Origin of the sequence: Pseudomonas brassicacearum subsp. neoaurantiaca (assembly GCF_013608025.1) — a bacterium.
In the GTDB taxonomy this organism is placed as follows: domain Bacteria; phylum Pseudomonadota; class Gammaproteobacteria; order Pseudomonadales; family Pseudomonadaceae; genus Aquipseudomonas.
Genome location: NZ_VDLV01000014.1, coordinates 13602 through 38260 on the forward strand (window position 1 = coordinate 13602; position 24659 = coordinate 38260).

The window sequence follows — 24659 nt, forward strand, 5'->3', positions numbered from 1 at the left end:
GTTCCTCATTGGGCGCTTTGGAAACCTTCAAGGACGTTCACGGCGTTGATGCCGATTTCTGCCACCGCGTAGCCGCCTTCCATCACAAACAAGGTCGGCTTGCCGAGGGCGGCGATACGCTTGCCCATCGCCAGGTAGTCCGGGCTGTCGAGCTTGAATTGCGAGATCGGATCGTCCTTGAACGTGTCCACGCCCAGGGACACGACGATGACGTCGGCGTCGTAGCGTTGGACTTCGCCGCAGGCTTGCTCCAGGGCGCTGCTCCAGACGTCCCAACCTGAGCCGGCGGGCAAAGGGTAGTTGAAGTTGAAACCCGCGCCTTCACCTTCGCCGCGCTCATCTTCGTAGCCCAGGAAGAACGGAAACTCTGCCTCCGGGTGGCCGTGGATCGAGGCGAACAGCACGTCGCTGCGCTCGTAGAAAATCGATTGGGTGCCGTTGCCGTGGTGGTAATCCACATCGAGGATCGCGACCTTTTCATGGCCCTGGTCGAGAAAGGCCTGGGCGGCGATCGCGGCGTTGTTGAGGTAGCAATAACCGCCCATCAAGTCGCTAGCGGCGTGATGCCCCGGCGGACGGCACAACGCAAACGCACTGCGGGCGCCGCGCCGGATGTCGGCCTGGGCGGTGAGGGCGACCTGGGCTGCGCTGTACGCCGCTTGCCAGGTGCCGGCGGTAATCGGCGCACCGCCGTCGAAGCTGTAATAGCCGAGTTGGCCATGCAGACTGGTCGGAATCACCGCGCGCAACGTGCGTGCCGGCCAGGTATAGGGCAGCAGGTCGCCGTCGCGGTTGAACTCAGTCCAGCGCGCCCAGGCGCCTTTGAAAAATTCCAGGTACGCCGGGCTGTGGATACGCTGGATCGGCGCCAGGCCAAAATCCTGCGGTGCCTCCACCGGCCCCAGCGCCCGCGCCTTGACCCGCTCCAGCACGTGATCGGCCCGGGACGGCATCTCGAAACAGGGCATCAACTGCCCGTCCATCAATTCGCAGCGTCCGTGGTGCAGGTGGTGATCGTCTGAGTAGATCGTCAGCATTCTTGTTCTCCGCAGGGCTGATTCGCTGGACACAGTCTTGCGGCACGCGGGGTTTTGGAGAACGGCAGGAAAGGCCAAAAGGGGATCGAAATGGCCAAAAGCTCTGACCGTAAATCGCCCCTTGTTGGCGCGGGTATGCGCTGGTTCGGGGCGTTGTGGACCAGGGCTATCTGAGGGCATAAACGACGGGGTAGCGAAGAAGTGCTGAAGCGAGCCTTCCAGCTTGAAAGCCAGCTTCGTTTTTTTGTTGTCAGCCGCTAAATAAAAAAGCGGCCGATGGGCCGCCTAATGCTTACTTTTTGTGGTTTTACGCGCTGGCAGATAGCTTGACCAAGCGCGAGCCTGCGAGTGCACCATCTGGCTCATCAGAGGACCCACGACGGATGCGGTCGAGTATCCGCAAATCCATTGAGCTTGTGACACGAGCTTTGCGCAAGCCGCGTACGTACAAGCAGTCAAAGTTATCCTGCCCTTTATGTTTGCCGGCCTTTCCGCGTTGGGTTGCTTTCAATTTGCTCATTTTTCGATCACCTCTGAAATAATGCTATTACTCATCAAGAGTCAGCACAAGGGCACCGTTTACCATCTGAAATTCATTTTCGACGTATATGGGGACTGCACCGGGTAACGGGCTATCTATTTCAATGAGTTCCGCACCGATGATCTTGCAGTACTGAGTAACGGCAAGTACGCAAAGCTGGATTACTCTTCTCTTCAGCGGGTGTGAACCACTCTTCTGCTTGGGATGGCCTTCCAGTAGTTTGATCCGTACAACGGTGCGTTTGCCGCTGGGTGTGGCGAAGCATAGACCGCACAGTAAATTCCCGTACCACAGCGCAAGGTCAAGATGTCGGGCATCGCTTTTGATGACTTCTGGAGAGTCATGCCAGGGGAAACCCTGGTCTGACTCCCAGAGATTAAATTGTTCGAGCGCATCAGCATCGATGTTGCCGAAGCGCACCAGTGAAAAATCAACATCAGACGCTCGTTCTGGATCTGCTGGTGCTTGTGCTAGCAACGTCAATAGCTCGTTGGAAGCTGTGCGGGCCGCACAGGCATAAGCCCGCCATTCCTCATATTTGCGCCGTATAACTTTCCTCACTTCTAAATCCTTGATATCAACTTTTTTCGCACCCCCTCTAGAAGAATGTGATGCTCAAAGTGTTTCAGCAATTACTTACGGGATTGGCCGCCAAGCCGTTCGCTGATGTCAGCGACGAGAAGACGATAGGGGTTGAGAGTACGGCCCACAAGTCGGCGGGTTCCGGTGTAGTTGTAGGCAAAGGCGCAAGGATGCGTGGCTTGCTGGAAGGATGGTGGACAGGCGCCGGGCAAACTCCTGAAGGTGCCTGGCAGCCTATGGCGAGGAAGCGAGCTTCCAAGCCATAGCGGATTGCGGTGTAGCGGCTATCGAGGATCGACGTTATCCAACACTCGGTTCGCCAGCAGCGAGCTCAGCTCGATCAGTTGCTGGATACCGAGGAGGACGTGGCGGTTGGAGCCTTCCATATCGAAGGCCAGTTCGCTGACCATCGCGTCGGCCGAGGCCAGGGTTTCGCTGAGGTTGGCCAGCAGGCATTCGTTGTCGAGGTCTTTTACGACGGTAAATAGCTGGCCGGGCTTGGTGGTTTCTTTGGGTTTTGTCGGTTTTGCTGGTTTGGGCTTTAGATAAAAGTCCAATGCGCGCGTGGCGGCATCTTCGAGTTGCTTTGCGTTGAGGCCGTCCAGATAAGGAGAGTTGGGATCTGCTTTTGGAGGGTTTGGTGTGATCTTGAACACAGTGGAGCTCCTTTCGTATGAGGAACCGTCACCGGCTGCCGCCAAGCAGTTGGGGTGACGGATTACACAAGGTTGGCGGCCCGAAACGAAAGGAACCCGGTATCCCCCGAGGGGATCCTTGCGCAACCCGTCATAACGAATGCCAATGCCAGAAGCATCGCAATAACGCTGAGGGGTATTGTTGCGCCTTTCGAAACCAGGCCGCCAAGCCTGTTCGCTGGTGTCAGCGACAGGGAACGATAGAGCCCAGGTGCAAGGCGCACAAGCCGGCGGATTCTGGCGTAGTTGTAGGCAAAGGCGCAAGGATGCGTGGCTTGGAGCAAGGGCTGAACAATCCGTCAGACGCGCCTTACAACTGTGGCGAGGGGATTTATCCCCGCTGGGGCGCGAAGCGGCCCTAAATCAGGACAACCCGGTGTGTCGGGCCGATAGAGTGGCTACTTTAAGGGGCTGCTGCGCAGCCCAGCGGGGATAAATCCCCTCGCCACAGGGGCGGTGTTGCCCAAGCGAGAGGCGGCTCACGCCCTGAACCGACTCGGCGCTACGCCGCTCCAGCGTACGAAGGCATGGCGAAAGCTTGCTGTTTCACTGAAGCCGAGCAGCTCGGCGATCCGGTAGATCGGCAATTGGTCTTCGCAGAGCATTTGCTTGGCCCGCTCGAAGCGCAGTTCATCGAGCAGTTCCTGATAGCTGCAACCCAGGTCCTTGAGATGCCGGCGCAGGGTGCGCGCCGAGCAGTTCATTTGCTCGGCCAAGCGTTCCAGGCCCGGCGCAGCGTCCAGTTGCGCGACGAGCAGTTGGCGGATGCGTCCCAGCCAGGCCTGGCGGCCGGTGAACTCGGTGTTCTGCCGACGGCAGCGTTCGGCCATGGCGTGATGGGTGATGGGATCAGCCAGCGGCAGGCGTTGCTCCAGCCAATGGCGATCGAAGGCGAAGGCGTTGTCGATGCTGTCGAAGCGCATCGGGCAGTTGAACAGCTCGGCGTAGCCCGCCTGGTAATCCGGCGCCGAATGTTCGAACCGCGCTGCGCGCAAGGGCAGCGGGTGGCCGAGGAGGTCGTTGCAGATCACCTTCAGCGAGACCATGCAGAACTCGGCGTTGAACACCGCCAGGGCCGGGTTTTCCCGATAGTCGCTGGCGCTCAGCCAGATGTGCTCGCCGTCGTCTTCCAGTGCCAGCTCGAAGAGTGTTCCCAACAGCGCCGGGTAGCGCAGCGCCAGGCGCAAAGCGTCACCTAAGGTGGCACTGGTGAGCAGGGCATATCCGAGCATGCCGTAGGACGAAACGTGCATGTTGCGCCCAAGCTCCAGGCCGATGTCCCGCTTGAGGGCGACGGCGTTGGCACAGACCTGCATCTCCTGATTGGTGGTGATGCGCGTGTCGGCCCGGCTCAGATCCGCCGTGCTGATGCCGCTGCCGGCCAGCAATGCATCACGGGGCAGGCCGTCGTGCTTGAAGGCATCGAGCACCAGGGAGACGGCGTTGAGCGTGGTGAGGTGGGAATGCAGCATGGTCCGTTTCCAGCCTTGGGAGACGGGAGACGGAGCAAGTTGTATGCCGGTCCAGTATCGCAAAGCAATCGCTGGACCCTTGTGGGAGCGAGCTTGCTCGCGATTGCGTTGTGTCAGTCAAAGCAAATGTCGACTGTGCTGCCGCTATCGCGAGCAAGCTCGCTCCCACAGGGTTTAGCAGGGGGTTAGATCAGCTCACCGCAAAGATCCAGCTCAACCAACCGCCGAACTTCATCCACCGGCAACCCCGCGCCAATCAACGCCTGCAACTTGCCGAATGCCGCCTCGCGGGTCATGCCGCCGCCGGACAGCACGCCAACGCCACGCAAGCGGCTGCCGGCTTCGTACACGTCCAGCTCGACGCCGCCTTCATGGCATTGTGTGACCGCGACCACCACCACACCGCTGTCCCGCGCCCGCTCCAGGCTGGCGAGGAACGCCGGGTTGTCGCTCGGCCCGGTGCCGCTGCCGTAGCACTCCAGCACCAGGCCCCGGATGCCGCTGCCCAGCAAGCCGTCGATGATTTCGGCACCGATGCCAGGGAACAGCGGCAGCGCCGCGACGTTCGCCAAGTGTTTCGGCTGGTTGTAATTCAGCTGCGTTGGCAGCGATGCGGCCTTGATCCCGCCACCTTGGCGTTCCAGGCGCTTGAACGGATGACGCCCGAAGCTGCGCACTTTCGCGCAACGGGTCGGCGCCAGCAGTTCACCGTGGAAATAAAGGTGCACGCCCGGCGCCAGGCCCTGGCCAAGGGCGACCAGCGCGCCGCTGAGGTTTTCCCAGGCATCGCTGTCGGTCACGCCGGCGGGCAGCATCGAACCGGTGAAGCAGACCCGCGCGTGCAGGCCCAACAACTGGAAGCTCATGGCGGCGGCGCTGTAGGCCAGCGTGTCGGTGCCATGCAGGATCAACACGCTGTCGCAGCCCTGCACGTCCACGGCGTCGACCACCGCTTCGCGCAGTTGCTGCCAGTAGGCCGGGGTCATGTTGGCGCTGTCGATCAACGGTGACATTTCCCGGAAGCGCCACTGCGGCACCACCAGTTCGGGCTGGCTATGCAGGTAGTCGCGCATCCGCGCTTCGAAGCCGGAGGCCGGGGCCAGGCCGTTGGCGCTGGCTTGCATGCCGATGGTGCCGCCGGTGTAGAGCACCATGACGTGCTGGGCGGCAGGGTAGGTCGAGGAATTCATGGGTGTTCTCCGAGGATGAAAACGGCCGCTTGGGTTAGCCGCCACAACATGAGGTCGAGCATGACGCCGACCTCGTGTTGTGTCACGCCGGGCGCAGGGGATGCGCCCGGTTTTTTACGATCAGCCTGCCGATCAGCGTTGCGCTGCGGCCACGCCCGCCTGGGCGTTCTCAGGCTTGGCAACCGGTGTCGACGGGCTCGCCGGCCAGGCGTTGCGGTCCAGGTCCAGGTCCGGGAACTTGCTGGAATCAAAGACAGGAACCTTGATGCCGGCCGAACGCTGGTCGTCGTAGTCACGCAGGATGCGCATGCCGACCTTGAACAGCAGGAACAGCGCGATCAGGTTCACGAACGCCAGCAGGGTCATGGTGATGTCGGCAAACGCGAACACCGTGCTCAGGTTCTCGATGGCACCCCAGAAGATCAGGACCAGCACCAGGGCGCGGTAAGCCATCAGCGCCTTGCGGTTTTCACCGAGCATGAAGCGCAGGTTGTTCTCGCCGAGGTAGTAGTTGTAGAGGATCGAGGTGAACACGAACAGCGCCAGGGCCACGGAAATGAACATCCGACCCCAATCGCCGACTACGGCCGCCAGGGAGTTCTGGGTCAGGGCAATGCCGTCGCCTTCGAAGCCCGGGGTGTAGAAACCCGACAGCAGGATCAGCAGCGCGGTGCAGGTGCAGATCACGAAGGTGTCCAGGAACACGCTGAACGCTTGGACCACACCTTGTGCCACCGGGTGCTCGACCGACGCGACGGCGGCGACGTTAGGCGCACTGCCCAGGCCGGCTTCGTTGGCGAATACGCCACGCTTGACGCCCATGACGATGGCGCTGCCGATCAGGCCGCCAAAGGCTTGGTCCAGACCGAAGGCGCTCTTGACGATGGTCGCCAGCATGCCCGGCACGTGTTCGAACTGCAGGACGATCACGTAGATGGTCACGGCGATGTACACCAGGGTCTTGACCGGTACCAGCAGGTCGGCAACCTTGGCGATACGCTTGATCCCGCCGATGAACACCAGGCCCAGCAACACCGCCAGGCCCAGGCCGGTGTAGGTGGTGTCGAGACCGAAGGCGTTGTTCAACGAGTGAGTCACAGCGTGGGCTTGCAGGCCATTGAAGGCGAAGCCGAAGGTGATCAGCAGCAGGAATGCCATGATCATGCCCAACCAGCGTTTCTGCAGGCCGTGCTGGATGTAATAGGACGGGCCGCCACGGAACTGGCCTTCGGAGTCGCAGCGCTTGTAGAGCTGGCCGAGGGAACATTCGAAGAAGCTGCTGGACATGCCGACCAGCGCGGTCACCCACATCCAGAACACCGCACCAGGACCGCCGAGGGTCACGGCGATGCCGACACCGGCAATGTTGCCCGCGCCGACGCGACCGGCCAGGCTGAGCATCAGGGCCTGGAACGAACTGAGCTGGTCAGTGCTGCTTTTCAGGCTGTCACGGAACACCGCGAACATATGGAAGAAGTGACGGAACTGGACGAAACGCGAGCGGATCGTGAAGTAGCCACCGAGCCCGACAATGAGCGCGATCAGCACTTTCCCTGAGAGGAAGTCGTTGATGACTTCGAGCATGAGTATTCCTCGCTGTTTTTTGTTTAAGCAATGATGGCCATTTGGAAACATCGTGTTACATCGGTCGGCGCGCGGCTCGACAGATTGGGGATGCTTCGTCCCGGTCCACTTCGCGGGTTTGTTATTAGTTCGGTTTTCGCATGTTGTTGAGGCCTCGTTGACGACGACCACTCATGCGAAGAGGGGCGGCACTATACCTATCAGTGCGACGCCCGTCTGCACAGTTGTGGTGCATGCGACGAAACGAACCCTTGTATCTCCTGGCCTTTCGGTCAGGTTCTTGCGGGAGAGAGCCGGCTCGCGATGGCGGGCGACGCGGGGTACAACGGCAGCGCGTCGCTGTTTATCGAGAGTCAGCTCGTTCCTACAGTTCTGTCTTGCTTGCAGCCGTTTGTTAAAAAAAAGGGCTTGGGGAACGAGTCCCCAAGCCCTCAAAAGGTGAGAGGTGTCTAGTCCCTCGACCTGGTGAGCGGTGGTCGCGTCGATCAAGCCTTCAGTGGGACCAGACGCGGGGCAATCATGTTTTCCGGGCGCAGGATGTCGTCGAGCATGGCGTCGTCGAGCAAGCCTTCTTCGCGCACCAGTTCCAGCACGCCACGGCCGCTTTCCAGGGCGACGCGGGCGATGCGGGTGGCGTTTTCATAGCCGATGTACGGGTTCAGGGCGGTGACCAGGCCGATCGAGTGCTCGACCAGCTCACGGCAGCGCGCTTCGTTGGCGGTGATGCCGACGATGCAGTGCTCGCGCAGCATGTCCATGGCGCGTTGCAGCAGGCGGATCGAGTCGAAGATCTTGAAGGCGATTAGCGGCTCCATCACGTTCAGTTGCAGTTGGCCGCCTTCGGCCGCCATGGTCAGGGCCAGGTCGTTGCCGATGATCTGGAACGCCACTTGGTTGACCGCTTCCGGGATCACCGGGTTGACCTTGCCTGGCATGATCGAGCTGCCTGGCTGGCGGGCCGGCAGGTTGATTTCGTTGATGCCGGTGCGTGGGCCGCTGGACAGCAGGCGCAGGTCGTTGCAGATCTTCGACAGCTTGACCGCGGTGCGCTTGAGCATGCCGGAGAACAGTACGAAGGCGCCCATGTCGGAGGTGGCTTCGATCAGGTCGGCGGCTGGCACCAGCGGCTGGCCGCTGATGGTTGCCAGGCGTTGTACGGCCAGGGCCTGGTAGCGCGGGTCGGCGTTGATGCCGGTGCCGATGGCGGTGCCGCCCAGGTTTACTTCGGTCAGCAGCTCAGGCGCCAGGGTTTTCAGGCGTGCCAGGTCTTCGCTCAGGGTAGTGGCGAAGGCGCGGAATTCCTGGCCGAGGGTCATCGGCACGGCGTCTTGCAGTTGGGTGCGGCCCATTTTCAGGACGTGGCTGAATTCTTCGCCCTTGGCGGCGAACGCCTGGATCAGGCTGTCGAGGCTGGCCAGCAACGCGTCGTGACCCAGCAGCAGACCCAGGCGGATCGCGGTCGGGTAGGCGTCGTTGGTGGACTGCGCCATGTTTACATCGTTGTTGGGGTGCAGGTACTGGTACTCGCCCTTCTGGTGACCCATGGCCTCCAGCGCGATGTTGGCGATGACTTCGTTGGCATTCATGTTGGTCGACGTACCGGCGCCGCCCTGGATCATGTCCACCACGAATTCCTCGTGGAAATCGCCACGGATCAACCGTGCACAGGCTTCGCTGATGGCGGCGTGCTTGGCTTCGCTGAGCTGGCCCAGCTCGCGGTTGGCATCAGCGGCGGCTTGCTTGACCATTGCCAGACCGACCACCAGCTTGGGGTAATGCGAGATCGGGACACCGGAGAGACGAAAGTTATTGATCGCTCGCAGGGTCTGGATGCCGTAATACGCTTGCGCCGGTACTTCGAGTACGCCAAGCAGGTCTTTTTCTGTGCGGAATGATGCAGCGGAGGACATGATGGAAATCATCTCAATAAGGACCCGGTCTGAGCCGGAACGCTGTGAATCCTAGGCTTTCAGAAAAAAATGGGCCAATGCTGTTAAACACTGGCCTATGCATATTCGGCATAATGCCGGTGTGACGCCGACGACGCGGCGAACGTGTGACCTGTTTTGGTGCGTCCTTCGGGAGGGCGGTGATGAATCTAGAAAGCAAATGGCTCGAGGACTTCAGTGCCCTGGCCGCGACTCGCAGTTTTTCCCAGGCGGCCGAACGACGCTTTGTGACGCAGCCCGCTTTCAGTCGGCGGATCCGAAGCCTTGAAGCGGCGCTGGGGCTGACGCTGGTCAACCGCTCGCGCACGCCGATCGAGCTGACCGCGGCGGGGCAACTGTTCCTGGTGACGGCGCGCACGGTGGTCGAGCAGTTGGGCGAGGTGCTGCGGCATCTGCATCATCTGGAGGGCGGGCAGGGCGAAGTGATCCAGGTGGCAGCCGCGCACTCCCTGGCGCTCGGCTTCTTCCCGCGCTGGATTGCCCAGTTGCGCAACGACGGCATGAACATCGCCACGCGGCTGGTGGCGACCAACGTGGGCGATGCCGTACATGCCTTGCGTGAAGGCGGCTGCGACCTGATGCTGGCTTTCTATGACCCGGATTCGGCGATGCAGATGGATCCGGAGATTTTCCCGTCCTTGCATTTGGGCCAGACCGAGATGCTCCCGGTCTGCGCCGCCGACGCACAGGGCCGGCCGTTGTTCGACCTCGAAGGCGAGGCCAGTGTGCCGCTGTTGGCCTACAGCGCCGGGGCCTTCCTCGGGCGTTCGGTGAACCAGTTGTTGCGCCAGCGCGCGCTGCGCTTCACCACTGTCTACGAGACGGCCATGGCCGACAGCCTGAAAAGCATGGCGCTGGAAGGGCTGGGTATCGCCTGGGTCCCTCACCTGAGTGTGCGCAACGAACTGGCCCGGGGCGAGTTGGTCATCTGCGGTGGTGCGCAATGGCATGTCCCGCTGGAGATCCGCCTGTACCGCTGCGCCCTGGTGCGCAAGGCCAACGTGCGATTGTTGTGGCGCAAGCTTGAGGGTGGCGTGGTGCAGGGCGTGGCCGATTCTTGAAACTCACGCAGCCCCCTTATGAGAGCGAGCTTGCTCGCGATTTCGGCCGGACATTCACAGTTGTATTGCCTGACCTAACGCCATCGCGAGCAAGCTCGCTCCCACAGGGATCTGTGTTGTTATTCTGCTGACCTGCGAGTCAATAAAACCGCCGCTTCAGAGCAAATGACAGATGGTCGGCGAAAGTGCGTTTAATTCGTCATTTTCGGTATACTGCCCGGCCTTCGGTCGGTTCACCCGGCCATAATTCGTACAACAAGCCACGCCGGTTTCCTGCGTGGCTTGTTGTTTTTTGACGCGCCCGAGGGCGCCCAGAGAGAAGAGGCACGACGATGAGTGCACTGGTTGGCGTGATCATGGGCTCCAAGTCCGATTGGTCCACCCTTAGCCACACCGCCGATATGCTGGAAAAGCTCGGCATCCCTTACGAGGTGAAAGTGGTGTCCGCCCACCGTACCCCGGACCTGCTGTTCCAGTACGCCGAAGAAGCCGAGGCGCGCGGCATCGAAGTGATCATCGCCGGCGCTGGTGGCGCGGCCCACCTGCCAGGCATGTGCGCGGCCAAGACCCACTTGCCGGTGCTGGGCGTGCCGGTGCAGTCGTCGATGCTCTCGGGTGTCGATTCGTTGCTGTCGATCGTGCAGATGCCAGCCGGCATCCCGGTCGCGACCCTGGCCATCGGCAAGGCCGGTGCGATCAACGCCGCGCTGTTGTCGGCGAGTATCCTGGGCGCCAAGCACCCACAGTTTCATACCGTGCTGAAAAAATTCCGCGCTGAGCAGACAGACAGCGTCCTGGACAATCCAGACCCACGCATTGCCTGAGGTTGTTGACGAATGAAGATCGGTGTAATCGGTGGCGGCCAGTTGGGTCGCATGTTGGCCTTGGCGGGCACCCCGCTGGGGATGAACTTCGCTTTCCTGGACCCGGCGCCGGACGCCTGTGCCGCCGCCTTGGGTGAACACCTTCGGGCCGACTATGGCGACCAGGATCACCTGCGCCAGTTGGCCGATGAAGTCGACCTGGTGACCTTCGAGTTCGAAAGTGTCCCGGCCGAAACCGTTGCCTTCCTGTCCCAGTTCGTCCCGGTCTACCCGAGCGCCGAAGCCCTGCGCATCGCCCGCGACCGCTGGTTCGAAAAGAACATGTTCAAGGACTTGGGCATCCCGACGCCGGCCTTCGCCGACATCCAGTCCCAAGCTGACCTTGAAGCCGCTGTCGCCGCCATCGGCCTGCCAGCTGTGCTGAAGACCCGCACCCTGGGTTACGACGGCAAGGGCCAGAAGGTCCTGCGCAACCCTGAAGACGTCGCCGGCACCTTTGCCGAGCTGGGCAGCGTCGGTTGCCTGCTGGAAGGTTTCGTACCGTTCACCGGTGAAGTCTCGCTGATCGCCGTGCGCGCACGCGACGGTGAAATCCGCTTCTACCCGCTGGTGCACAACACCCACAAGGACGGCATCCTCAAGCTGTCCGTCGCCAGCACCGACCATCCGCTGCAAGCCTTGGCCGAGGACTACTCCAGCCGGGTGCTCAAGCAGCTCGATTACGTCGGCGTGATGGCGTTCGAGTTCTTCGAAGTGGACGGCGGCCTCAAGGCCAACGAAATCGCCCCGCGTGTGCATAACTCCGGGCACTGGACCACCGAAGGCGCCGAGTGCAGCCAGTTCGAAAACCACCTGCGGGCGGTGGCCGGGCTGCCGCTGGGTTCGACCGCCAAGGTCGGTGAAAGCGCGATGCTGAATTTCATCGGCAAAGTGCCGCACACCGAGAAAGTCCTGGCGATTGCCGACTGCCACCTGCATCACTACGGCAAGGCTTTCAAAGCCGGGCGCAAGGTTGGTCACGCCAACCTGCGTTGCGCCGATCGGGACACGCTGGCCCAGCAGATCATCAAGGTCGAGACATTGATCGCCGAGCAATAGTCTGCAACGCCGGTGGAACCATTCATCGGCTAACCTCTCTCATGGCTAAGTGCCAAAACCTGACCTGGTTTTGGCTTGGCGTCTAATCAGAGGGAAATGCCATGGGAATCATCGGAACCATTTTTATCGGCTTGATCGTTGGCCTGCTCGCGCGCTTCCTGAAGCCCGGCGATGACAGCATGGGCTGGATCATGACCATCCTGCTCGGTATTGGCGGTTCGTTGGCAGCCACTTACGGCGGTCAGGCCCTGGGCATCTACCAGGCCGGTCAAGGCGCGGGTTTCATCGGTGCCCTGGTGGGTGCGATCGTGCTGCTGGTGATCTACGGCCTGATCAAAAGAAACTGATTAAACTTGATGAAGCCCTCTCTGCGCGGCGCACAGAGAGGGCTAAACTGCCCGGCGTTTCACATCCACTCATTGCCGAGCCCTTTCATGCGCCGTCTAGTGTTGACTCTTCTTTTGCTGGGCAGTGGCCTGGCCCACGCCGCCGAGCTGCCGGAAACCGACTGGCTCGAACTGATGCCCAAGTCGGACCAGAAAGCCCTCGAGGCCATGCCCGAGATCGATCACAACTCCCCCGAAGCCAACGGCACCTTCACCGAAAAAGGTGGCTTGAAGCAAAGCAAAGGCTTGCCGGCGGTGATGTATTCGACCAAGACCGTGGCGTCGATGAACGACAAGCACATCCGCATCGGTGGCTATCCGGTTCCTCTGGAAACCGACGCCAAGGGTCGCAGCACGCTGTTTTTCCTGGTGCCTTACCCCGGCGCCTGTATCCACGTCCCGCCACCGCCGCCTAATCAATTGGTGCTGGTGCGCTATCCCAAGGGCTTGAAGCTGGATGACATCTATACGCCGCTGTGGGTGACGGGCACGTTGAAGATCGAGAAGGTTGACAACGACCTGGCGAGCGCGGCGTATGCGCTGGATGCGGAGAAGGTGAGGGTGGTGCAGGAGGCGGATTTGTAACTGGCTGGTTGGCCGAAACACAGATCCAACTGTGGGAGCGAGCTTGCTCGCGATGGCGGTGTGTCAGTCTACGCTGATGTTGACTGTCAACCCGCTATCGCGAGCAAGCTCGCTCCCACAGTGGACTTGCGGTGTCAGAGCGGCTTGCTGCAAATGCTCACGCCCAGGGTATGGCTGGCGTCCGGTGACAGCGTCACCACGTCATCCATCACGTTTGCCGTCTCGATGCACAGCATGCGCTGCCAGCCATCGTCGGCCATGTCGCTGAAGGCCTTGGCGCGTTCGGTCCAAGGGTTCCAGATCACCGCCGAGCGTGAGCCGGTGCTGGTCAGTTGGATCCGGCGCTGCCAGTGCGGGTCCACGATGCTCAGTGTCGGCGGGGTATTGAGGTAGATGCGGTCGGTTTCTCCGACGAATTGCAGATCGCCGGCCTGGGCGTGGGTATTCCAATCGTCCAGGGTCTCGATGTAGCTCAAGCCATCCACCCCTTCGACCTGAACGTTGCGCACATCGCTCACGGCAAAGTAACTATGCAGTGCCTGGCTGAGGCTGACGGTTTCGCTGCCACGGTTATGGCTGGTGAGGTGGATGTGCAATTGCTCGTCCATGACGATGGTCAACGTCAGGTCTACCTGATGGGGCCAACCCGCCAGGCCGTTTTCCGGGTAGGGCAGCACGAACTCGATCTTCAGGCTTTCGCCTTCGGCCTCGATGCCCTTCAATTCCCAATCCATCGCCCGCACCAGGCCGTGAGCCGTGGCCGGTTCGTTGCTGACACGCATCGCCTGGACGCTGTCGGGGTTGCGGGTCAGGTTACCGAACCAAGGCCAGCACACCGGCACGCCGGCACGGATGCTCTTGCCGGTCTTGAAGGTGGCCTGGTCATTGAGCCAGATCAGCGGCGGCTGGCCGTCCACCTGATAACTGAGAATGTGCGCGCCTTGCTGGGCCACCAGCAACTCGGCCTGACCGTGGCGGATGCGCCAACCGTTCAGTTCATCCAGCTTGACGGCTTCGACGTTGGGCGTAGGCATGTTGCAAATCTCGTTCAGGAACATGAACTGCAATGGACCGCAAAACGGCCGCCGTGTTTAACGCGCCCGTGGTGGAACCGAACGGGTACGACCGCTGCCATCGATGGCGACGAACACGAACACCGCTTCGGTGACCTTGCGCCATTCGCTGGACAGCGGGTCGTCGCTCCAGACCTCAACCATCATCTGGATCGAGCTGCGGCCGATTTCCAGCGCCTGGGTATAAAAGGACAACTGCGCGCCCACGGCCACCGGCACCAGGAACGCCATGCGATCGATCGCTACGGTCGCCACGCGCCCACCGGCCACCTTGCTGGCCATCGCGGTGCCGGCGAGGTCCATCTGGGACACCAGCCAGCCGCCGAAAATGTCGCCGAAGCCGTTAGTGTCGCGGGGAAGTGCGGTGATTTGCAGGGCCAGGTCGCCTTGCGGGATTGGATCTTCTTGTTCGAGCTCTATCATGCCGGGGGTGCCTCTGACCCGTAACTCTGTCGTGTACTTCAGGTGAATAGCCGTCTTTGAAAAAAACGATTCAGCCCGAACAAGCCTCGTTCGTCACGTTTTTCATAAAGGCGTGCCAAAGGGAAACTCTGCGAAACCGGCTGATTCGTCCTACATCACCAACGACGTTTTCGCACAGCAACCCCTTACAGAGTGTCGCAAGGTTGCGAGTATATCGGGCGATAGACGTCGATACGACCATCGGGTTCTGATTTTGACTGTCAATTACGCGCCTCTATGTGCTTTTTCGAACAATTTGCTATCGTGCCGAACCTGCCCGGGCTCCCATTCAGTGTGGTCGGGCCGAGAACTGACTATAAGAGAAGCCCTTGCCATGACCACTGCGCCTTCGAGCACGGCGACGCCCGCACAACCCGCCCGTCCGCTGACCCGTAACGATTACAAGACCTTGTCGCTTTCTGCCCTCGGCGGCGCGCTGGAGTTCTACGATTTCATCATTTTCGTGTTCTTTGCCACCGTGGTCGGCAAGCTGTTTTTCCCCGCCGAAATGCCCGAATGGCTGCGCCTGATGCAAACGTTTGGCATTTTTGCCGCCGGTTACCTGGCTCGCCCGTTGGGCGGAATCGTCATGGCCCACTTCGGCGACCTGTTGGGGCGCAAGAAAATGTTCACCCTGAGCATTTTCATGATGGCCGTGCCGACCTTGATCATGGGCTTGCTGCCGACCTATGCGCAGATCGGCATGTGGGCGCCAATTCTCCTGTTGCTGATGCGCGTGATCCAAGGCGCTGCGATCGGTGGCGAAGTACCCGGGGCCTGGGTATTCGTTTCCGAACACGTTCCGGCGCGGCACATCGGCTACGCCTGCGGCACCCTGACCTGCGGCCTGACGGCGGGGATCCTGTTGGGTTCGCTGGTCGCCACGGCCATCAATAGCCTCTATACGCCAATGGAAGTGGCGGATTACGCCTGGCGGATTCCCTTCCTGCTGGGCGGTGTGTTCGGCCTGTTTTCGGTGTATCTGCGCCGCTGGCTGCACGAAACCCCGGTGTTCGCCGAGCTGCAACAACGCAAGGCCCTCGCCGAAGAAGTGCCGTTGCGCGCCGTGCTGCGCGACCATCGCGGCGCCATCGCCATTTCGATGCTGCTGACCTGGCTGCTGTCGGCCGGCGTCATCGTAGTGATCCTGATGACACCGACCGTGTTGCAAACCGTCTACCACTTCAGCCCGACCACGGCATTGCAGGCCAATAGCCTGGCGATCGTGTTCCTGAGCCTTGGTTGCATTGGTGCCGGTGTCTTGGCCGACCGCTTTGGCGCTGGCCGGGTGTTCGTCTTCGGCAGCGGTCTGCTGTTGATCACTTTCTGGACCTTCTATCACAGCCTGTTCGCTCACCCCGAGTGGCTTTTCCCGCTCTACGCCTTGAGTGGCTTGCTGGTGGGCACCATCGGCGCGGTGCCGTACGTCATGGTCAATGCCTTCCCGGCGGTGGTGCGCTTCAGTGGACTGTCGTTCTCCTACAACCTGGCCTACGCGATCTTCGGCGGTTTGACGCCAATGGTCGTAACCCTGCTGCTGAAAGAGAGCCCGATGGGGCCGGCGTATTACGTGGCGATCATCTGCGGGATCGGGGTGGTGATTGGTGGGTATCTCTGGAAGCAGGGCCGATAGACGGCGCTGCCCTTAAGGCGGGTGTGTTCATTGTGGCGAGGGAGCTTGCTCCCGCTGGGTTGCGCAGCGACCCATTTTTTGGTGAATGCTGCGCACTCAAGCGGGAGCAAGCTCCCTCGCCACGGATTAATCCTCTCTGCGAATGCCCCCTCGCCACAAAAAACATCCTGCAAAACTCAATGCTGGCCTTTCATCCAATTGTCATATTTCAGCCATAGAGTGTTCACACGGCTTACCGATACTTGGCCGACTTAACACACCCTATCTGCTAGGAGTAAGGCATGAAACTGAAGCGTTTGATGGCGGCAATGACTTTTGTCGCTGCTGGCGTAGCGACTGCCAACGCGGTTGCCGCTGTTGACCCTGCGATCCCGAGCTACACCAAGACCACTGGTGTATCGGGCAACCTCTCCAGCGTCGGCTCCGATACCCTGGCCAACCTGATGACCTTGTGGGCCGAGAACTACAAGAAAGAATACCCGAACGTAAACATCCAGATTCAGGCCGCCGGTTCCTCCACCGCGCCACCCGCACTCACCGAAGGCACCGCCAACCTGGGCCCGATGAGCCGCAAGATGAAGGACAACGAGCTGCAGGCCTTCGAACAGAAGTACGGCTACAAGCCAACCGCTATCCCGGTTGCAGTGGACGCCCTGGCCGTGTTCGTGCACAAGGACAACCCGATCCAGCACCTGACCATGGAACAGGTTGACGCGATCTTCTCGTCCACTCGTCTGTGCGGCGCCAAGGCCGACGTGAAGACCTGGGGCGACCTGGGTGTGACTGGCGACCTGGCCAACAAGCCAGTGCAATTGTTCGGTCGCAACTCGGTATCCGGCACCTACGGCTACTTCAAGGAAGAAGCCCTGTGCAAAGGTGACTACAAGCCAAACGTCAACGAACAACCAGGCTCGGCTTCGGTCGTGCAGTCGATCAGCTCTTCGCTCAACGGCATCGGTTACTCGGGCATCGGCTACAAGACCGCCAGTGTGAAGACCGTGGCCCTGGCCAAGAAAGGCAGCACTGACTTCATCGAAGACACCGAAGAAAACGCCCTGAACGGCAAGTACCCGCTGTCGCGCTTCCTCTACGTGTACGTCAACAAGGCGCCGAACAAGCCTCTGGCTCCGCTGGAAGCTGAGTTCGTCAAGCTGATCCTGTCCAAGCAAGGCCAGGAAGTCGTGGTCAAGGACGGCTACATCCCGGTTCCAGCCAAAGTCGCCGCCAAGGCACTGGCTGACCTGGGTCTGCAAGAAGGCAGCAACGTCGCCAAGAAGTAACACCTGAACCCGGGCCAACACCCGGGTTTTCTGTGGGAGTGATGCTTGCTCCCACAGCCCAAATTCCTGTCCGCTGCCGCTCACCGCTGGCGGCGGATTTGTTGCGTCACTGCATTGTCATCTTTCTGTCATACAGGATCGCTAGGGTGTGCGCATGAATGATCTGGCCAACTCCACAATGACTACGACTTCCCCTCCCAAGCGCATTGACTTCAATACGCCTGAGCTGCAACGCAAGCGCCGCATCCGCGCCCTCAAGGATCGCCTGACCCGCTGGTACGTGTTGGTCGGCGGCCTCGCCGTTCTCGCGGCCATTACCCTGATTTTCTTCTTCCTGGCCTACGTGGTGCTGCCCCTGTTCAAGGGTGCGGACCTGACCGCCAAGGATTCGATCACGCCTGCCTGGATGCAAGACGCCGGCAAACCGCTAATGATCTCCATCGAAGAGCAGAACCAGGTGGCCATGCGGGTTTCCGACAAGGGCCAGGCGCTGTTTTTCGACATCAGCACTGGCGCCGAACTGCGCCGGGTCGACCTGCCGATTCCGGCCGGCGCCAGCGTGACGTCCATTGGCGAAGACCAGCCCGGCAGCCCGCTCGTGGCGATCGGTCTGTCCAACGGCCAGGCCTTGGTGTTCCGTCACACCTATAAGGTGTCCTACCCGGACGGCAAGAAAACCATCTCGCCTGCCGTCGAATACCCTTATGGCGAGACGTCGATCGCTTTGAACGAGCAGGGTGCTGCCCTGGAACACGTCAGTCTCAACGCCACTGATTCGACCTTGCTGCTGGCCGGTTCCAGCGGTGCTCAACTGCAAGTGCTGTCGCTGACCAGCGAAGAAAACATGATGACCGGCGAAGTCACCAGCGAGCAGACGCGTATCGATCTGCCGCAAATGACCGAGCCGGTGAAAAACATCTTCGTCGACCCGCGCCAGCAGTGGCTGTACGTGGTCAACGGGCGTGCCCAGGCCGATGTGTTCAGCCTGCGGGACAAGAGCCTCAACGGTCGCTACAAGCTGTTGGAGAACGCTGATGCCCAAGTCACCGCCGCCACTCAGTTGGTGGGCGGTATCTCGCTGATCATCGGCGATTCCAAGGGCGGCCTGGCCCAGTGGTTCATGGCCCGCGACCCGGACGGCGAGCTGCGCTTCAAACAGATCCGTACCTTCCAGATGGGCAATACGCCCATCGTTGAAATCACTGCCGAGGAGCGTCGCAAAGGCTTCGTCGCCCTCGACGCCGCCGGCAAGCTCGGCGTGTTCCACAGCACCGCCCACCGCACCTTGCTGGTGGACCAGGTGGTCGACGGCCAAGGCCTGTTCGGCATGTCGCCACGGGCCAATCGCCTGATTGTGGAGCAGGGCGGCAAGCTGCAACCGCTGACGCTGGAAAACCCGCATCCGGAAGTCTCGTGGAGCGCGTTGTGGAGCAAGGTCTGGTACGAAAACTACGACGAGCCTAAATACGTCTGGCAATCGACCGCCGCCAACACTGACTTCGAACCCAAGCTGAGCCTGTCGCCGCTGACCTTCGGCACCCTGAAAGCCGCGTTCTACGCGATGCTGCTGGCGGCGCCGCTGGCGGTTGCCGCTGCGATCTACACCGCCTACTTCATGGCGCCGGGCATGCGCCGCAAGGTCAAGCCGGTCATCGAACTGATGGAAGCCATGCCGACGGTCATCCTCGGCTTTTTCGCCGGCCTGTTCCTGGCGCCGTACGTCGAAGGGCACCTGCCGGGGATCTTCAGCCTGCTGATGCTGCTGCCGATTGGCATCCTGGTCGCCGGTTTCGCCTTCAGCCGCCTGCCGGAATCCATTCGCCTGAAAGTGCCGGACGGCTGGGAAAGCGCCTTGCTGATCCCAGTGATCCTGTTCGTGGGCTGGCTCTCGCTGTACATGAGCCCGTACATGGAAGCCTGGTTCTTCGGCGGCGACATGCGCATGTGGATCTCCCATGACCTGGGCATCACCTACGACCAACGCAATGCCCTGGTGGTTGGCCTGGCGATGGGCTTCGCGGTGATCCCGAACATCTATTCCATTGCCGAAGACGCCGTGTTCAGCGTGCCGCGCGGCTTGACCCTGGGTTCGTTGGCCCTCGGTGCCACGCCATGGCAGACGATGACCCGCGTGGTGATCCTCACCGCCAGCCCGGGCATCTTCTCGGCGTTGATGATCGGCATGGGTCGTGCGGTCGGCGAGACGATGATCGTGCTGATGGCTACGGGTAACACGCCGGTCATGGAAATGAACCTGTTCGAAGGCCTGCGCACCCTGGCGGCCAACGTCGCGGTGGAAATGCCCGAGTCGGAAGTCGGCGGCAGCCATTACCGCGTGCTGTTCTTGTCGGCCCTGGTGCTGCTGTTGTTCACCTTCGTCATGAACACCCTCGCCGAGCTGATCCGTCAGCGTCTGCGCAAGAAATATTCGTCGCTTTAAGAAAGGTAGAAGTCTGTGAAACAGAACTCCCTGAAAGGATGGTTCAAGAGCGGCGCCCCCGGCGTCTGGATCAGCGGCGGCGCGGTGTCCATCGCGGTCATCATGACCATTGGCCTGCTGGCGGTGATTGCCGTGCGCGGCCTGGGCCACTTCTGGCCGGCGGACCTGATCCACGCCAGCTACACCGTGCCGGGCATGCCTGCGCAACTGGTGGTCGGCGAAGTCGTACAGAAAGAAGAAGTGCCTCGTGAGCGCCTGAAAAGCGCTGGCCTGCCGGTGCCGGATGAAGGTCCGGAATTCATGACGCGCGAACTGGTCAAGGTCGGCAACCGTGACCTCAACGGCACCGACTTCACCTGGATCGTCGGTGACTGGCTGAAAAACCAGACCACGCCGCCGGAGCTGATGGCGATCGAGCGTCGTGAGTGGGGCAATTTCTACGGCTACCTGGTCAACGTCAAGGAAGAAGGCAAGGTCGTAGCCGAAGGCGAGGCAGCCTGGCCGCAATTGCAGGCGCGTATCGAGCGCGTCAACAAGCTCGCCGACGAGCTCAAGACCCTGGAGAAGGTCGACATCGGCGCGATCAACTCCGGCCTCGAACGCATCCGCCTGCACGGCCGCAAGCTGGAACTGGACGGCAAGCTCGACGCCGCCGCCCAGGCCGACCTGGAAAGTGAACGCGCTGAACTCAACGCCCGCTACAAGGACATCGAAGCACGCCTTACCGACTTGCACGCCCAGTTCAACCGCGACAGCCTGACGGCCCGCGATGCCAACGGCAAGGAAGTGGAAATCGGCATCGGCAAAGTGGTGCACGCCTACCAGCCAAACGGCATGGGCACGTTCACCAAGCTTGGTTTCTATTTCAGCAAGGTCTGGGAATTCCTCAGCGACGACCCGCGTGAAGCCAACACCGAAGGCGGGATTTTCCCGGCGATCTTCGGCACCGTGATGATGACACTGATCATGGCGATGATCGTCACGCCGTTTGGCGTGCTGGCGGCGGTCTACCTGCGTGAATACGCCCGCCAAGGCCCGATGACCCGACTGATCCGCATCGCGGTGAACAACCTCGCGGGCGTTCCAGCCATTGTCTACGGCGTGTTCGGCCTGGGCTTCTTCGTCTACGTGCTGGGCGGCTCGGTTGACCGGCTGTTCTTCCCCGAAGCGTTGCCGGCGCCGACCTTCGGCACGCCGGGCCTGCTCTGGGCATCCTTGACCCTGGCGCTGCTGGCGGTGCCAGTGGTGATCGTCGCCACCGAGGAAGGCCTGGCGCGGATTCCGCGGACCGTGCGCGAAGGCTCCCTGGCTCTCGGCGCGACCAAGGCCGAGACCCTGTGGAAAATTGTCCTGCCGATGGCGAGCCCGGCGATGATGACCGGCATGATCCTCGCCGTGGCCCGTGCCGCCGGTGAAGTGGCGCCGTTGATGCTGGTGGGCGTGGTGAAACTGGCGCCGTCGCTACCGCTGGATGGCAACTATCCGTACCTGCACCTGGACCAGAAGATCATGCACCTGGGCTTCCACATCTATGACGTCGGCTTCCAGAGCCCGAACGTCGAAGCAGCCCGGCCGTTGGTCTACGCCACGGCGCTGCTGCTGGTGCTGGTGATCGCGACCTTGAACCTGTCGGCGGTGTGGATTCGTAACCACCTGCGCGAGAAATACAAAGCACTGGATAGTTAAGGATCTGTGGGAGCGAGCCTGCTCGCGAAGCTTTTAGCGGCCTCAAGGGCCCCTTCGCGAGCAGGCTCGCTCCCACATTGGAATTTTATGGGGCCGCCACATAGGCGTTCCGAACCGAATTTGTTAGCACAGGGAGCCTCCCATGCAACACGAAGCACACACACACGGCATCAACATGTCGGCCCTGGGCCGCGACAAGCAGAGCCTGGACCTGGCCCAGGAAACCGTCGCCATCGAAGTGCCCGGCCTGAACCTGTTCTACGGCCAGAAGCAGGCGCTGTACGACGTCAGCCTGAACATCCCGAAACAGCGCGTCACCGCGTTCATCGGCCCGTCGGGTTGCGGCAAGTCGACCTTGCTGCGCACCTTCAACCGCATGAACGACCTGGTGGACGGTTGCCGCGTCGAAGGTGAAATCAATCTCTACGGCAACAACATCTACCGCAAGGGCGAGGACGTCGCCGAGCTGCGTCGTCGCGTCGGCATGGTGTTCCAGAAGCCCAACCCGTTCCCGAAGACCATCTACGAAAACGTCGTCTATGGCCTGCGCATCCAGGGCATCAACAAAAAGCGCATCCTCGATGAAGCCGTGGAGTGGGCCCTCAAGGGCGCGGCGCTGTGGGACGAGGTCAAGGACCGCCTGCACGACTCCGCTCTCGGCCTGTCCGGCGGCCAGCAGCAACGCCTGGTCATCGCCCGCACCATCGCCGTGGAGCCGGAAGTGCTGCTGCTCGACGAACCGTGCTCGGCCCTCGACCCGATCTCGACGCTGAAGGTCGAAGAACTGATCTACGAGCTCAAGTCCAAGTTCACCATCGTCATCGTGACCCACAACATGCAGCAGGCGGCGCGGGTGTCCGACTACACCGCGTTCATGTACATGGGCAAACTGGTGGAGTTCGGCGACACCGATACCCTGTTCACCAATCCGGCCATGAAGCAGACCGAAGACTACATCACCGGTCGTTACGGCTAGGAAGCCGTTGTTGCTCATTGTGAATCTACGCTGCGGTCCGCCGCACCTTACCGGACGCTCCAAGGACGCCAAAGATGATTAGTAAAGAAGGCCTTACCCACCACATTTCCGCACAGTTCAACGCCGAGCTGGAGGAAGTGCGCAGTCACTTGCTGGCCATGGGCGGGCTGGTGGAAAAACAGGTCAACGACGCGGTGACCGCGCTGATCGAGGCCGACTCCGGCCTGGCCCAGCAAGTGCGCGAGATCGACGACCAGATCAACCAGATGGAACGCAACATCGACGAAGAGTGCCTGCGCATCCTGGCCCGTCGCCAGCCGGCCGCTTCCGACCTGCGCCTGATCATCAGCATCTCCAAGTCGGTGATCGACCTGGAGCGGATCGGCGACGAAGCCACCAAGATCGCCCGTCGCGCCATCCAGTTGTGCGAAGAAGGCGAAGCGCCGCGCGGTTACGTCGAGGTTCGCCACATTGGTGACCAGGTGCGCAACATGGTCCGTGACGCGTTGGACGCCTTCGCCCGTTTCGACGCCGACCTGGCGTTGTCGGTGGCCCAATACGACAAGATCATCGACCGCGAATACAAGACCGCGTTGCGTGAGTTGGCGACGTACATGATGGAAGATCCGCGCTCCATCTCGCGGGTGTTGAGCATCATCTGGGTGCTGCGTTCTTTGGAGCGTATCGGCGATCATGCACGCAACATCTCGGAACTGGTGATCTACCTGGTGCGCGGCACCGATGTTCGGCACATGGGCCTCAAGCGGATGAAGGAAGAAGTGGAGGGCACCCCGTCCGAAACCGCTAATGTTCCCGGTGAAACTGACGATAAGTAAGATTGCCAAGAAAAGCGCCCGGCCTTCTGGTCGGGCTTTTTTTTGCGGTTTTTTTAATCGAAAGCAGCACCCCGTGAACGAAAAGTCCCGGCGTGACTGAAGGTTTTTGGCAATATGCCATCAGCAAAGCGGTATGCTTGCCGGGATTTTTTAGAGGTGTATCTGGATGAGTAAGGTCAGTGTGTTGGTCGTGGACGATGCTTCGTTCATTCGTGACTTGGTGAAGAAGTGCCTGCGCAACTACTTCCCAGGCATCCGCATCGAAGACGCGGTGAACGGCAAGAAAGCCCAGGCCCTGCTGGCCCGTGAAGCGTTCGACCTGGTGCTGTGCGACTGGGAAATGCCAGAGATGTCAGGCCTGGAGCTGTTGACCTGGTGCCGTCAGCAGGACAACCTCAAGGGCATGCCGTTCGTCATGGTCACCAGCCGTGGCGATAAGGAAAACGTCGTCCAGGCGATCCAGGCCGGCGTTTCCGGCTACGTCAGCAAACCGTTCACCAACGAACAATTGCTGACCAAGGTCAAGCAGGCCCTGAACAAGGTCGGCAAGCTCGACACCTTGATGAACAGCGCCCCGACCAAGATGAATTCGGCGTTTGGCAACGATTCGCTCAGTGCCCTGACCGGTGGCAAGGCCGCTCCGGCCGCTGCCGCAGCGCCCGCCGCGAACCCGTTTGCCAAGCCCGCTGCCGCCGCCGCGCCTGCACCGTCCGCCGCCCCAGCCCGTGGTCTGCTCAACAGCCCGCCCGTCAAGGCACCCGCCGCGTCCGCGCCGACCAGCAATCGCGGACAAGGCCAGTTGCGCCTGTCCAGCGGCACCCAGCAATGCGTGATCAAGGCCCTGAGCCTCAAGGAAGCGCTGCTGGTGGTAAAACGCACCGACACCCTGCCGCAAGTGCTGGAAAGCTCGGTGCTGGACATGGAGCAGGGCGACAACGCCGAGACCGCTCGTCTGAATGGCTACCTGCACGCCATCGTCGCCCACGAGCAGACGCCGGACAGCGAATGGCTGCAACTGACCTTCCGCTTCGTCGACAAAGACCCGCAGAAACTCGACTACATCTCCCGTCTGATCGCCCGCGGCACGGCGCAGAAGCACTTCGTACCGGGCGCCTGATCCGGCGGCGCCCCTCGGTCCGCTATCGCGAGCAAGCTCGCTCCCACAGTGATCTCAGTTGTTCACAAAATTTGTGTCCACAGCAGATCCCCCTGTGGGAGCGAGCTTGCTCGCGATGAGGCCATCCGATTCAACACCCCTCTGCGATCCAA

The 24659-nt window shown here is 61.1% G+C and carries 21 protein-coding genes; 12 read left to right on the forward strand and 9 right to left on the reverse strand.

What is annotated here, in order from left to right:
* Nucleotides 1-5: 5 nt before the first annotated feature.
* The 7 genes from FHK92_RS12205 to aspA form a co-directional block, all read right to left on the reverse strand.
* Nucleotides 6-1037, reverse strand: a complete 1032-nt coding sequence (locus FHK92_RS12205; RefSeq protein ID WP_181288294.1) for a histone deacetylase family protein — start codon at nt 1035-1037, stop codon at nt 6-8.
* A 547-nt stretch (nt 1038-1584) separates the two neighbouring features.
* Entirely contained in the window at nt 1585-2139 is a 555-nt protein-coding gene (locus FHK92_RS12210; RefSeq protein WP_181288295.1) for a hypothetical protein, read from the reverse strand.
* A gap of 305 nt (nt 2140-2444) precedes the next feature.
* A complete protein-coding gene (locus FHK92_RS12215) occupies nt 2445-2816 on the reverse strand; it encodes a DUF6124 family protein (protein ID WP_181288296.1) in 372 nt (123 codons plus the stop codon).
* A gap of 518 nt (nt 2817-3334) precedes the next feature.
* Nucleotides 3335-4327, reverse strand: coding sequence for an AraC family transcriptional regulator (locus FHK92_RS12220; RefSeq protein ID WP_181288297.1), 993 nt, complete (start codon nt 4325-4327; stop codon nt 3335-3337).
* 185 nt (nt 4328-4512) lie between these two features.
* Entirely contained in the window at nt 4513-5517 is a 1005-nt protein-coding gene (locus FHK92_RS12225) for an asparaginase (RefSeq protein ID WP_181288298.1), read from the reverse strand.
* Nucleotides 5518-5649: 132 nt separating this feature from the next.
* Complete coding sequence (locus tag FHK92_RS12230; RefSeq protein WP_181288299.1) at nt 5650-7101, reverse strand: alanine/glycine:cation symporter family protein; 1452 nt, start codon at nt 7099-7101, stop codon at nt 5650-5652.
* A 485-nt stretch (nt 7102-7586) separates the two neighbouring features.
* A complete protein-coding gene (gene aspA / locus FHK92_RS12235) occupies nt 7587-9011 on the reverse strand; it encodes an aspartate ammonia-lyase (RefSeq protein ID WP_030139110.1) in 1425 nt (474 codons plus the stop codon).
* A 182-nt stretch (nt 9012-9193) separates the two neighbouring features.
* Between aspA and FHK92_RS12240 the strand changes: the two genes are divergently transcribed.
* From FHK92_RS12240 to FHK92_RS12260, 5 genes are all read left to right on the forward strand, one after another.
* Nucleotides 9194-10111 carry a LysR substrate-binding domain-containing protein gene (locus FHK92_RS12240; RefSeq protein WP_181288300.1) on the forward strand — a complete coding sequence of 306 codons (918 nt, stop codon included), beginning with the start codon at nt 9194-9196 and terminating at the stop codon, nt 10109-10111.
* A gap of 332 nt (nt 10112-10443) precedes the next feature.
* Nucleotides 10444-10935, forward strand: a complete 492-nt coding sequence (gene purE / locus FHK92_RS12245) for a 5-(carboxyamino)imidazole ribonucleotide mutase (protein WP_003196369.1) — start codon at nt 10444-10446, stop codon at nt 10933-10935.
* A gap of 12 nt (nt 10936-10947) precedes the next feature.
* Nucleotides 10948-12033, forward strand: coding sequence for a 5-(carboxyamino)imidazole ribonucleotide synthase (locus tag FHK92_RS12250; protein ID WP_181288301.1), 1086 nt, complete (start codon nt 10948-10950; stop codon nt 12031-12033).
* Between the two features lie 101 nt (nt 12034-12134).
* Nucleotides 12135-12380 carry a GlsB/YeaQ/YmgE family stress response membrane protein gene (locus FHK92_RS12255; RefSeq protein ID WP_003187057.1) on the forward strand — a complete coding sequence of 82 codons (246 nt, stop codon included), beginning with the start codon at nt 12135-12137 and terminating at the stop codon, nt 12378-12380.
* A gap of 87 nt (nt 12381-12467) precedes the next feature.
* On the forward strand, nt 12468-13004 hold the full coding sequence (locus FHK92_RS12260; RefSeq protein WP_058544177.1) for a DUF3299 domain-containing protein: 537 nt from the start codon (nt 12468-12470) through the stop codon (nt 13002-13004).
* A gap of 134 nt (nt 13005-13138) precedes the next feature.
* Here the strand turns inward: FHK92_RS12260 and FHK92_RS12265 are convergent, their stop codons facing one another.
* The gene (locus FHK92_RS12265) at nt 13139-14038 is read right to left on the reverse strand and encodes a D-hexose-6-phosphate mutarotase (protein WP_181288302.1); all 900 of its coding nucleotides are present in this window, start codon (nt 14036-14038) and stop codon (nt 13139-13141) included.
* A 57-nt stretch (nt 14039-14095) separates the two neighbouring features.
* Nucleotides 14096-14500 carry an acyl-CoA thioesterase gene (locus FHK92_RS12270; RefSeq protein ID WP_030139126.1) on the reverse strand — a complete coding sequence of 135 codons (405 nt, stop codon included), beginning with the start codon at nt 14498-14500 and terminating at the stop codon, nt 14096-14098.
* A gap of 373 nt (nt 14501-14873) precedes the next feature.
* Here FHK92_RS12270 and FHK92_RS12275 point away from each other — a divergent pair, with 373 nt between their 5' ends.
* The 7 genes from FHK92_RS12275 to FHK92_RS12305 all read left to right on the forward strand — a co-directional run bounded on the left by FHK92_RS12275 (nt 14874) and on the right by FHK92_RS12305 (nt 24507).
* Nucleotides 14874-16172 carry an MFS transporter gene (locus FHK92_RS12275; RefSeq protein WP_181288303.1) on the forward strand — a complete coding sequence of 433 codons (1299 nt, stop codon included), beginning with the start codon at nt 14874-14876 and terminating at the stop codon, nt 16170-16172.
* Nucleotides 16173-16453: 281 nt separating this feature from the next.
* Nucleotides 16454-17452 (forward strand): phosphate ABC transporter substrate-binding protein PstS, encoded by a 999-nt coding sequence (locus FHK92_RS12280; RefSeq protein ID WP_181288304.1) that lies wholly within the window; start codon nt 16454-16456, stop codon nt 17450-17452.
* Nucleotides 17453-17858: 406 nt separating this feature from the next.
* Nucleotides 17859-19892, forward strand: a complete 2034-nt coding sequence (locus FHK92_RS12285) for an ABC transporter permease subunit (protein ID WP_181288350.1) — start codon at nt 17859-17861, stop codon at nt 19890-19892.
* 15 nt (nt 19893-19907) lie between these two features.
* Nucleotides 19908-21578 (forward strand): phosphate ABC transporter permease PstA, encoded by a 1671-nt coding sequence (gene pstA / locus FHK92_RS12290; protein ID WP_181288305.1) that lies wholly within the window; start codon nt 19908-19910, stop codon nt 21576-21578.
* Between the two features lie 142 nt (nt 21579-21720).
* Complete coding sequence (gene pstB / locus FHK92_RS12295; protein ID WP_030139131.1) at nt 21721-22554, forward strand: phosphate ABC transporter ATP-binding protein PstB; 834 nt, start codon at nt 21721-21723, stop codon at nt 22552-22554.
* A gap of 74 nt (nt 22555-22628) precedes the next feature.
* Nucleotides 22629-23390, forward strand: a complete 762-nt coding sequence (phoU, locus tag FHK92_RS12300; protein WP_030139132.1) for a phosphate signaling complex protein PhoU — start codon at nt 22629-22631, stop codon at nt 23388-23390.
* A gap of 166 nt (nt 23391-23556) precedes the next feature.
* The gene (locus FHK92_RS12305) at nt 23557-24507 is read left to right on the forward strand and encodes a response regulator (RefSeq protein ID WP_181288306.1); all 951 of its coding nucleotides are present in this window, start codon (nt 23557-23559) and stop codon (nt 24505-24507) included.
* Nucleotides 24508-24659 lie beyond the last annotated feature (152 nt).